The following is an 11,848-nucleotide window of genomic DNA, read 5'->3' on the forward strand; positions in this document are numbered from 1 at the left end:
TTTTATGTATAGTCCGGTTGCTGTTTCTTGGGGGAAGCGACGTTTTGTACGAGCCGATCATAAACTACCTGATAGTACACAATAAACTCATGATAGTTTACGGAAATCTACATAGAGTGCGAGAGGGTGGAGCAACCGAATGTTTTGCTATGAAATGAAATACTATATTCAACTGGCTAATAAGAGTTAATACTATAGATCTATTTTTGAACAGGGAAGAGATCTTATGGCAACGTACTCCTATATTCCTAGCTAAATCGGAATAGCTGCTGTTAAAATCAATTCAAATTTCATAATTAAAATATTATTAATATTTTTATGCAAAATTGTAACGACCAAAAAGGAATGACCTTAATACCACGATATGATGAAAAGGACTTGCTGGTTAGGCTGCGAGAAGGGGATTATACGGCATTTGAAATCATCTACAACAAGTATTGGAGTTCTCTGTATGGTTCTGCGTACAATCGCGTCCGAATCAAGGAAGTTTGTCAGGATATAGTTCAGGAAATATTTATGGATCTCTGGAAACGAAGAGAATCCATAAATATTGATAACCTTTCGGCTTACCTGCATTCATCTGTTCGTTTCCTTACATACAAGCAGTTGAGTAAACTTCCTTTAGATACCTTCTATTATCAGGAATTTGAACAATCCGTAGTATCCCACCTTTTTGCTGATACTCCTCTTCGGGAAAAGGAGCAGCAGCAGTTACTGGATTATTGGATAAGTGCGTTACCTGAAAAAAGAAGGAAGATATTTTTACTTCATTATTTGGATGGACTTTCTACAGATGCCATAGCTGGAAAACTGGGCGTATCCCGAAAAACGGTGCAAAATCAATTGACTACGGCAAAGGCAGAATTGAGAAATAAGTATGCGCATTTCCTGACCTCAATAATCATCCTTACCACTTACTACAAAGAATTTTAATTTTTTTTAATTTCTTTTGGGATTTTCTGCTCGTTCCGTCACTTACATATAGAGGCGGCCATAAGCAGCCTTAAAGAAACGAAATGGAAAGTCAAAAAAACAGTCGTCAGCTAAAGCAGATCATCAAGCGATACCTTAAAGGTACAGCTACCAAAGAGGAATTAATGTTCCTTGAACAATGGGATCGTTTTATTGATAAAAACCACAACGAATTTGAGAATCTCTCACTGGAAGAAAAGAAAGAACTGGGAAATACAATTAAGGAGTGTATTAGTCAGGGAATACAGCATTCAAGACCGAAAGTGCGCAAGATACGATGGATAAGATATGCTGCGGCTATTCTTATTTTTCTTTCTGTTGGGATAAGTATTTATTGGTACAGGCATAACGCAGGCAATTCTCAGTCTACACAGTTTACCTCTTTATATGGTGACGACGTATTGCCCGGAACCAATAGAGCGACAATCACGTTAGCTGACGGAAGCAGCTATGAACTTAGTGAAGCAAAAGAAGGTGTACAGATACATGAAGATGGTATCCAATACGAAGACGGAAGTACGGTAGCATCCGGTCTTGATGTGGCACATGCAACCATCTCGACCCCAAATGGCGGGCAATACCGTCTTACATTGCCTGATGGTACAAAAGTCTGGGTCAATGCTGCCTCATCACTAACCTACCCAACGAAGTTCAATACAGCCGAACGCAAAGTGGAGTTGACCGGTGAAGCATACTTTGAAGTTCATAAAGATACGGAACGACCATTTATAGTGCATACTAAAGGACAGACCATTGAGGTCCTAGGTACCCGCTTCAATGTAAATGCTTATGTAAACGAGACAGCCACACGGACGACACTAGTAGAAGGTAGTGTGGCAGTACAAACCACAAACGGCATACAAAAATTATTAAAGCCGAATCAGCAAGCTATTCAACATGATGGAGAGATGTATATTATCCCCGTGGAGCCAGAAGAGTACATTGCCTGGACTAAAGGGGAGATCGTGCTAAGCAATGCAGAGCTACCCACTATATTACGACAGCTGGAACGCTGGTATGATGTGAGTTTTGACGAGATACCTGCCTCTTTAGGGCGAAAGACCGTATTCGGCGTGCTAGACAGAAACCTACCCTTAAATGATGTTTTAAACAGCTTAGAAAAGAATTACAAACTTAAATTTAAAATCCAAGGAAGGAGGGTTTCTATAGAATTAAGATAACAAATCGAATGACTTAAGTATTATGATAAGATAACCGGAGTGTTGATCCACTCCCCTAAGAGAGATCAAACCTAACACAATTTGTAGTACACTTATTTATTAAATTATGAGAATAAAATATTTTTATTTACTGCTTCTATTTGCCCTTTCACTAACACAATGTGCTAAGAAGATTACAATAGAGGAGGAACTGATACCACCTATAATAGAGGAAGAAATCCTTCCAAAATCTGAAATTGTAGAAGATGGTCTGATTTTAAAAATTGTTCGAGCGACATCAAGTTCTGATCTGACCGGAAATGAAATTGCAAAATCTTTTGATAGAGACAACAATACCCTGTACCAGACAAATTCTTTATCTGATACACTTACTTATTCCTTTACAAAAGCTGAAGAAGTAGATTATTTTATCTACACCCCCCGTACGGATAGCGACGATGGCCTTTGGGGTAAGGTAGAACTATGGTACCTAGGAAGAGATAAGCCTTTATATGAAAAGGTAGGAACTTATGATTTTAAAGAAAACAATAAGGTTTCGACAATAGAATTTTCTAAAACTATGAAAGGAGTCCTTTCATTTAGAATTGTAGTTCTTTCAGGAAAAAACAATAAGTCAAGTGTTGGAGAAGTAACTTTTTGTAAAAAAGACGGCTATTCTCATGTTTTTACGGACAGTCTATTAAGTGATCTAAAGCCAAACATAACTATTGAAGACATTAACACCATCCCCAACCCTGTATATCGAAAAGTAGCACAAGAAATGTTACGTGGGGATTATGATAAATTTTTTCGTATTCAAGAATATCAACCTTATCCTTTAGTAGCAACGACTGCCAATGTTTTGAAAATATCGCAATACAATCAGTTTGAAAACCCTACAGGTATTTACTTTACAGCAGGCACGGAAGCTGTTATACTGGTAAGCAATACACAAGAAGAACTAATTACACTTCGCGTCTACGATTTCAATACGAATGAAAACAGGACCTACACACTGCGTGCTGGGATGAATGTTGTTCCGATAACAAATAGCGGACTGGGATATGTTAATTTTTACACCGATAAATACTTAACTCTTCAGCCCATCAAGATGCATATTATGAACCATAAAATAAATGGTTATTTTGATAAAGAAAAACACACAAAAGAAGATTGGAATAGATTACTAAACGCATCAGTTACAGATTTTTTTGATATAAAAGGTAATTATATTAATCTGGCATACACTACAGCATCTCTAAAGCTGTTTTGCCCTGACGGTCTAGAGTTAATCAACCTTTATGATGAATTTGTCAAATTGCAATTTGACATTATGGGCTTGACCAAATACAATCGAATTCCAAAAAACCATATGTTTGGAAGGTCTGTTGAATCGGGATTATTTGCAGATGGAATCGGGATTGGTTTACAGAAAAGTTTAATGTCTAATTACGTTAATCCTGTAAACGTAAAAAGTTCAGGGCTATGGGCGATAGCACACGAATTAGGACATGTAAACCAAATTCGACCTAGCTTAAGATGGGTTGGAACAACAGAAGTAACCAATAATATATATTCCTTATTAACCCGCTATCGCTATACTCCGGATGATATGAATCTTGAAAAAGAGCGTACGTATGATGATGAAGGTAACCTGATATTAGGAGGACGATTCAATTCCTTCTTAAATAATGGTGTTGTCAAAGGTGACTTGTGGCAATTCCAGCGAGGACAAGATGGGGAAAGTGATTCTTTTGTTAAACTATGTCCGATATGGCAATTGCTGCTCTATTATCGTCTGGCCGAAGGTACTGATTGGCAAAAATACGATTGGTTTGCAGATTTAGCTGAAATTGCAAGAACTACAAATGTTGGATTAGGAACACCAAATGGACAACTTCAGTTGAGTTTTATGCGCAATGTATGTGATATCCTTCAAGAAGATTTAACTGATTTTTTTGTGAAGGTAGGTATGTTGAAACCTATAAATAGAACCGTAACTGACTATACCTCGGCCAACGTAACTATTACGCAAGCCGATTGCGATGCACTCATCCAATATGCCAAGAAGTATAAAAAACCCGAAAGCCCTGTCATTTACTATATAACAGCAAATAGTTTGAACGCTTACCAAAACCAATTGCCTGTAATAGGCGATTTCAATCAAGGTATATCGGTCAATACAGGCCTAGGGAATGCAACAGTATCGCATAGTGTCTGGAAAAATGTAACAGTCTTCGAAACCTATAAAAACAACGAATTGGTGAAGGTTGCTATGGTAGGTACAAATTCGCCTAATGGAAGTACTACCCTGGTAAGTTACCCTGCCGGATCTACGCGAATAGAGGCTGTTGCTTGGGACGGAACGCGAACCTTAGTATATGGGCAGCGTTAATCAACAAAATAGTTAAGTAAAAGACCAAAGAAAACCGGAGTGGGCAAACACTCCGGTCAATTAAAGCTAGGTCTTAATTAAAGCAATTAAATAGTATTGAGATAAACCTAACACACAAAAGTATGGATAAAAATACTCATACCCTGGAGGATAGACAAAAGATTTCTTGCCAAGGTAGTCGACATAAACCATTAACTATAATTACATATATGAAACTAACATTGTTATTTTCTTGGTTTTTTGCAGCACAGGTTTTTGCAACAAGTTTTGCTCAAACCGTCAATCTGCGCGTTCAGAATGCCAGTCTGAAATCTGTATTATTGGAGCTACGCAAACAAACCAACTATTCTTTCATTATACAAAATGAGCAATTAAAAATTGCAAAACCTATTTCAGTAGATATTCAGAACCAACCTGTACAACGGGCACTAGAACTGATATTTAAGGATCAGGAGCTTGATTTTGAAATAGAGGGTAAGGTTATCACTCTATTTATGCAAAAGAATAACATCAATCCTGCAAAAATTAATGACAGTATAAAAAATATTCCTCAAGATTCTATTGGAGGTCGCGTTATTGATGAGTTGGGACAAGGTATTGCCGGGGTCTCTATAAAGGTTGTACGGAAAAATTATCAAACCACGACCAATGCAAAAGGAGTATTTAAACTAGCTCTGGAACCTGGAGACCAGGTTGAGTTTTCCTATATCGGATTCAGTACTGCTAAAATTATATTTAGTAGTATTGAAAGTATACAACATTTCAGAAGTATAGTCTTGAAACAAGCGGAAGCTGATATCGCTGAAGTCATTGTAACGGGAACGGGTATTATTCGGAACAAGCAAAGCTTTACAGGTGCTACCTCCTCATTTACTGGCAAAGAGCTTAAGATGGTTAACAACCAGAATATTATACAGAGTTTACGTGCATTAGATCCTTCTTTCATACAGGTCGAAAATAATGCTCTTGGTTCTAATCCCAATGCTCTTCCTACTATTGAAGTCCGCGGGCAGACTAGTATCCCTAGCTCCAGTATTCGATCTGAATTTTCTTCTGATCCTAACCTGCCCTTATTTATTTTGGATGGTTTTGAAAGTAATTTGAGGACAATTATGGATCTGGATATGAATATGGTAGCATCCGTTACAATACTGAAAGATGCTTCATCAACAGCACTTTACGGATCCAGAGCTTCTAATGGTGTGGTTGTTGTAGAAACTACAAAACCTAAGGCTGGAAAAGTGACTCTATCTTACACTTCTGATCTACAATTAGAAATGTCTGATTTACGCAGCTATAATATGATGAACGCTAGCGAGAAGCTTGAGTTTGAACGTCTATCGGGACGTTATATATCAACTAATGTCGATGGTCAATTAACATTAGATAGTTTGTATAACTGGCGTTTAGGAAATGTAGTTCGTGGAGTAAATACCTATTGGATGGACAAACCTTTACAAACAGGTTTTTCGCATCGTCATTCCTTAAATGTACGAGGTGGTGAGGGCGCTGTCCTTTTTGATTTCGGGGCCAATTACAAAGATACCAAGGGGGTAATGTTGGGATCGGGGAGAAACGATTGGGGAGCTTCTCTGAACTTAGGCTATCGACATAAGCAATTGAATGTTTCTAACCGGACCTATATTGTCGGTTATAATTCCGAGGAGTCTCCCTATGGAAGCTTCTCTACCTGGGTAAATACGAACCCTTATTATGAATTGATGGGTGATAATGTGAAATACCTATCTGGAGATTTTGTAAGTACTGGAGCCTTTCCTGCTATAAGTAACCCCATGTACAATGCACGCCTCAATAGCTTTAGTATTGCAAACAGCTACACGCTAATCAATAATTTGCAGATTATGTATGATGTCAATTCGAGACTGCGTTTTACGATCGGAGGACAATTAAGTAAAGGTAATTATCTATCTGACGATTTTGTATCACCGCTTCATACACAATTTGAGACAACAGAAGCTGCTCGCAAAGGGCGTTTAACCCGGGGTATAAATAATCCTTTTAATTATACCGGAAATATTATGGCAACCTACGCCGTTGTATTCGCGGATAAGCATTCAATTACCAGCAACGTACGAGCTGAGATTAGCGAAAATAAAAACCAATCAGATGGATACACAGTGATTGGTTTTCAACCGGGTACTAACGGAAATCCGGCATTCGCTTTTGGATTTGCTGAAAATTCTAAACCGAGAACTTCCACACAGATTGCACGACGCAATTCGATCTTAGCCTCATTAAATTATTCTTTTGATCAACGCTATAATTTAGATTTGAATTTCAATATTGATGGCTCTACAGCTTTTGGTTCCAATAATTTATATTCTCCTTATTATTCTGCAGGGGCTGGCTGGAATATTCATAATGAAAGCTTCTTAAAAAATATAGAATGGATTTCGATGTGGCGTCTGCGCGCTAATATGGGTATGACAGGAAATCAAAACTTTGGAAATGTGAGTGAATCCATCTATAATTATTATCCAGATAATAACAGTTACGGTCAAGGTATTTATCTAGGTACGCTGGGCGCTCCCGATTTAGAATGGCAACGCACTTTGCAGACTAGTATAGGTACAGATCTGAGTCTTTTTCGCAATAGATTAAATATCCAACTTAATGCATACCGGAAGCGTACCGAACCCCTAGTCGTAGAAGCATCATTCCCTTCTTCCACAGGGGTAGGAACTTATCCTTTCAATGCTGGATTATTAGATGCGGAAGGCGTAGAAACGATGATTAGTTACTCCCCTATATACAGACCTCAGGATCAGGTTGTCTTGACCTTCGGTATGACGGGATCTATGGTTCGTATGCAATTTGATAAGTTTGATAATCGTTTAAAAACTTTAAACGAAAGTCTCCAAAATAGTAAATCAATCCAGCGTTATAAAGATGGGTATAGTCCAAAAGATATTTGGGCGGTCCCATCCAAGGGTATTGATCCGGCTACAGGGAGGGAATTATTTTTAGCGAAAGATGGTCAGCAAGTATTTATATACAACACCGATGATATCATTCGGGTTGGTACATCCGAACCATTGGCCGAAGGGACCTTTCGGAGTAGTTTAAACTATAAAGGACTTCAGGCCAGTGCCATTGTAAGGTATATATGGCAAAAAGACCAAATGAACTCTGCACTGTATAATAAAGTGGAAAATATTTCTTCTGCAAATTTAGAGTCAAATAAGGATAAACGTGCGCTCTACGACAGATGGAAACAGATAGGAGACATCAGCCAATTCAAAGCCATAAGCTCCGTCATAAGTACCCCCATGTCTTCGCGCTTTATTCAAACAGAAAACACGTTAAGCCTGGAATCCTTAAGCCTTGGTTATGAATTTAGAGACAAACTTTGGCTCAACGCAGTTGCACTTTCTAATTTAAGAATAACGGGTTTTATGAATGACATCCTATATTTTTCTAGTATAAGGAGAGAGCGAGGAATAAATTATCCCTTCGGACGCTCAGTTTCTATGAGTATTTCTGCCACATTTAAATAAGATCATCATGAAAAAAATTATATATCTATTTATCCTTATATCTTTTGCCTCTTGTCAAAAATGGCTCGATGTAAAACCCGAAGATAAGTTCATTGAAGAGGACGCATTTAGCTCACCAGAAGGCTTCGCAACAGCCCTCAATGGGATATACCTCAAATTAGCTGCTTCTAATATGTATGGAGGCGAACTTACTATGAATGGAGTAGATTTGCTCGCACAATATTATTATGTCCCTGAAGGTCACCCTGCAGCGATGCGTGGATGGGTTGCATACCATTATGAAGAGGAAGAAGCAAAAGTGCGAATCGATAATATTTGGAAAAATCAATACAGCAATATTACCAACATCAACAAATTTATTTCCAATATAGAAACATGGAACTCTGTATTAGATCCTATTAGCCGAGACATCTACAAAGGGGAAGCTTTAGCCCTTAGAGCTTATTTATACTTTGATTTGCTTCGACTATTTGCACCATCATACACAGAAAACCCACTAGCTGCACGTATTCCCTATTACGATGAGGCTGGGTACGTAATAGCTCCTTTTTCAACTTCAGAGTCTGTGGTAGCCCATATCCTTGAAGATTTGAGACAAGCAGAAGAATTATTGAAGAAGGATCCGGTACTGCAGTTGGAAACTGTTGATATTCCGAGGGGCATCATCGGAGAGTCTAATTGGAAAACGCGAAACAATCGACTTAATTTCTATGCTGTTAAAGGATTACAGGCCCGAGTGAATCTCTACATTGGCAACAATGAAGATGCGTTGGCGGCAGCTAAACGTGTCATTCAAGATCAATCGAAGTTTCCTTGGATCAATGCCGATCAGGTTAATAATGAAAACCTTCCCAACAGGATTTTCTCTACAGAAATTCTCTTTCAGTTTGAAAACCCAAAGCTCTATGAGTATTATAATGCCAATTTCGGTTCATCTGTAACCAATCAGACTATTCTATCATCTGGTCCAGATAATAGCTTTTTAAGATTAGTCTATGAAAATTGGGAGAATGATTTCCGTTATTCCCCTTCTTGGAAAATCGAAGGTGGAAAAACTTTTCCCTTGTTTATAAAATACAAAGATGTGACAAGTAAGGACAATGTAAACTTTAGATTTAAAGTCCCGGGTATCCGATTAAGCGAAATGTTTCTCATTGCAGCCGAGACCGAATCAAATCCAAACGAAGCACTTTCATACCTAAATGAGCTTAGGATACACAGAAATTGTATCCCTTTAACTTCAACAAATCTATTGATGAACGCTATTCAAAGTGAATATGCTAAAGAGTTCTATGGTGAAGGACAAATGTGGTTTTTTTATAAACGCAAATCAGCTCCCGCTATATTGAGCGCCTCTACTCTTAATATGGAGCCGATTAATATCGATGACTACACTTTGCCTATTCCACTTTCTGAAACCGAAAACCGCTAAATTAACGATAATGAAAAAAATATTATTACTTATTGCTTGTATTACACTACTGGTGGGGTGTAAAGAAGATCTCTTAGATACTTACTCCGGGACTCCTAGTATCTATTTTCCAGAAGCTGAAGCAAATAATCAAAAGCAGTTTTCTTTTGGTTATCTATCTTCGTATGTTCAAGACTCTGTATTCAAATTTCCTGTCATAGCGACAGGAAAGAGTGTCAACTATGATCGGCCATATCACCTAAGGGTCGCCGAAAGCAGCATGGTGGAAGGTGTGGATTATAATTTTTTGAATAAAGATTTTGTAATTGCTGCAAATACTTTGACAGACACCGTTTCCATTCAAGTTTTGAGAAGCGAAAATATGCGTGTTGCAGAACTACGATTAGCATTAATGCTGGAGCCTAACGATTTTTTTGGCACAGAAGTAAATTACCGCGATGTTGAAATAGGAATGCAACCGGTCCGAAGGTATTATACACAAATGTTTCTATTCGTAGATGATATAATAGGTGCTCCCTGGTTTTGGGATAAATTAAAAAACACGAACAATGCTATTATTTTTGGCTACTTAGGTGATTATTCAGCTAAAAAACTTCAACTCATGATAGGTCGTTACAATCTTGATGCAGATGTAATAACCGCAGAGAATTTCATGCCGCCCACACTCAATATTCTTGCATGGGGCTTCGGTATGCAAGCTTATTTAAATGAAATGAGTATTAATGGTACGCCCATACTTGAAGCCAATGGGCAACCTATGAAGATGGGGCCTAATGCACAATAATCTAATAAATAATTACTACGTATTATGAAAATAAAATTATTTAGAGTTGCTATAGCGCTCTGTATCATATTAGCCTGGAAAGGCTGCAGCAAGGATTTGGGGAATTATACTTATCAGGAATTGGATCAAATCACTGTGGTTGATGGATTGGAATCAGTATATGAAGCACTAACGGGCTTGCCGTTTTACTTGGATCCTCAATTTAAAATCGAAGGAAAAAATAGTTTTGTAGAGCAAGACTATGACTACGAATGGTTCTCCATTGATGAGGAGATGACTTTAAGTAATGGAAAGAAAAGAATCCTCGGTAATGAAAGAATATTAAGTCTGGACTTACCGCTTACGCCGTCTACCTATACACTCTATTTACGTGTCAAAGAAAAGAGTACGTCTTATGTACGACAGTTTAAAACCAGACTTAATGTACAATCTGACATTGCTGACGGTTGGTTAATATTGAATGATATTGAAGGGGAAGCCAGGTTAGATATGTTAGCCTATAATGCAAAATCTGCCGAATTTGTTTCCTACAAAGATGTATTAGCTACAATATCTTCAATTAAGCTATCCGGTGCGCCTAAAATGGTGTATTTTCTTAGAAATAGAGATGTTTTTACAAATGCTTTTACAGACCGTATATATGTGGGAACTGATAAGGCGACATATAGTATCAATAATGAGCAACGAAATTGGGAAGATTATCGCAATCTGAAAGTAGAGGTTATGAGACCTACAGCCGATGACTATCATGCCGTAACAATACGTTCGATGGCGATTCCATTCTCTCCTATGACCTATCTGATTGACTCAGAGGGAATAGTATCTCTTGAAAATGTCACTCAAGGCTTAATGCATGGACCGACGCTCAATAGATTCACAGATGGAGGGAAGATTAATATCTCGCCATTTGTAGCAGAGAAATACAATTCAATAAATCCTTATTTGCTGATGTTTGACATAAATGCTCGTCGCTTTTTAGTCCATTATGGAGGTAACAAAGGGGTGATCCTACCGATTTCTACTGTACCCGATTTATTTAATCCCAGTGATATAAAAAAGGATCTTTTTTACATGGATTTTGTTAATGCGGCTACACCTCAATTTTATGCCATTTTCAAAGACCCTAATGGATCAGACCTTAGCTTGCTACGTTTTACATCTCCTGTGTTTAGAGATACCGAAATTATTCCACTAAGCTATGAACCTATTCCTTCATCAATAAAACTAGTCAATGCAAAGCATATCACCTTAGATCCCAATTTTGGCTTCATTGTATATTCTGTTGGTTCTAAAGTCTATCAGTACGATCCTTTTAATAAAGTAGAAAAAGAGATTCTGGATTTAGGGACACGGGAGATCAGTTTCATTAAATTTCAAAAACTCGTATCCCAAAAAACTATTCCGCGTTATGTAGATTTTAGTAAAAAGCTTGTTTTAGCTTCCTACGACCCTGCACAGCCTCAGGTATCTGGTACATTAGATCTTTATTCCATAAACCTTACTACGGCGCCTCAATTAGACGAATCCTTCTCGGGATTTGGAAAAATCATAGACGTAACGTACAGAGAATAAAAGTATAAGCCTTCA

Annotated in this window: 7 protein-coding genes; all 7 read left to right on the top strand. The window is 37.8% G+C overall.

Features of this window, described 5'->3' with window-relative positions:
* Positions 1-318: 318 nt before the first annotated feature.
* The 7 genes from E4F24_RS13450 (at position 319) to E4F24_RS13480 (ending at position 11,833) form a co-directional block, all read left to right on the top strand.
* A complete protein-coding gene (locus E4F24_RS13450) occupies positions 319-933 on the top strand; it encodes an RNA polymerase sigma factor (protein ID WP_140939627.1) in 615 nt (204 codons plus the stop codon).
* An 83-nt stretch (positions 934-1,016) separates the two neighbouring features.
* The gene (locus tag E4F24_RS13455) at positions 1,017-2,153 is read left to right on the top strand and encodes a FecR family protein (RefSeq protein WP_140939628.1); all 1,137 of its coding nucleotides are present in this window, start codon (positions 1,017-1,019) and stop codon (positions 2,151-2,153) included.
* A gap of 106 nt (positions 2,154-2,259) precedes the next feature.
* The gene (locus tag E4F24_RS13460; protein ID WP_140939629.1) at positions 2,260-4,527 is read left to right on the top strand and encodes a M60 family metallopeptidase; all 2,268 of its coding nucleotides are present in this window, start codon (positions 2,260-2,262) and stop codon (positions 4,525-4,527) included.
* A 209-nt stretch (positions 4,528-4,736) separates the two neighbouring features.
* The gene (locus tag E4F24_RS13465; RefSeq protein WP_181182495.1) at positions 4,737-8,045 is read left to right on the top strand and encodes a SusC/RagA family TonB-linked outer membrane protein; all 3,309 of its coding nucleotides are present in this window, start codon (positions 4,737-4,739) and stop codon (positions 8,043-8,045) included.
* Positions 8,046-8,052: 7 nt separating this feature from the next.
* The gene (locus E4F24_RS13470) at positions 8,053-9,477 is read left to right on the top strand and encodes a RagB/SusD family nutrient uptake outer membrane protein (protein ID WP_140939631.1); all 1,425 of its coding nucleotides are present in this window, start codon (positions 8,053-8,055) and stop codon (positions 9,475-9,477) included.
* Positions 9,478-9,487: 10 nt separating this feature from the next.
* On the top strand, positions 9,488-10,261 hold the full coding sequence (locus E4F24_RS13475) for a DUF4843 domain-containing protein (RefSeq protein ID WP_181182496.1): 774 nt from the start codon (positions 9,488-9,490) through the stop codon (positions 10,259-10,261).
* A 24-nt stretch (positions 10,262-10,285) separates the two neighbouring features.
* Positions 10,286-11,833 (top strand): PKD-like family lipoprotein, encoded by a 1,548-nt coding sequence (locus E4F24_RS13480; RefSeq protein ID WP_140939633.1) that lies wholly within the window; start codon positions 10,286-10,288, stop codon positions 11,831-11,833.
* Positions 11,834-11,848: the final 15 nt, after the last annotated feature.

Source organism: Sphingobacterium lumbrici, assembly GCF_006476045.1.
GTDB lineage: Bacteria > Bacteroidota > Bacteroidia > Sphingobacteriales > Sphingobacteriaceae > Sphingobacterium > Sphingobacterium lumbrici.

What these genes read in the sequence shown, in the direction of transcription:
- E4F24_RS13450 (WP_140939627.1), top strand. Translation starts at nt 319, where the DNA reads ATGCAAAATTGTAACGACCAAAAAGGAATGACCTTAATACCACGATAT.
- E4F24_RS13455 (WP_140939628.1), top strand. Translation starts at nt 1,017, where the DNA reads ATGGAAAGTCAAAAAAACAGTCGTCAGCTAAAGCAGATCATCAAGCGA.
- E4F24_RS13460 (WP_140939629.1), top strand. Translation starts at nt 2,260, where the DNA reads ATGAGAATAAAATATTTTTATTTACTGCTTCTATTTGCCCTTTCACTA.
- E4F24_RS13465 (WP_181182495.1), top strand. Translation starts at nt 4,737, where the DNA reads ATGAAACTAACATTGTTATTTTCTTGGTTTTTTGCAGCACAGGTTTTT.
- E4F24_RS13470 (WP_140939631.1), top strand. Translation starts at nt 8,053, where the DNA reads ATGAAAAAAATTATATATCTATTTATCCTTATATCTTTTGCCTCTTGT.
- E4F24_RS13475 (WP_181182496.1), top strand. Translation starts at nt 9,488, where the DNA reads ATGAAAAAAATATTATTACTTATTGCTTGTATTACACTACTGGTGGGG.
- E4F24_RS13480 (WP_140939633.1), top strand. Translation starts at nt 10,286, where the DNA reads ATGAAAATAAAATTATTTAGAGTTGCTATAGCGCTCTGTATCATATTA.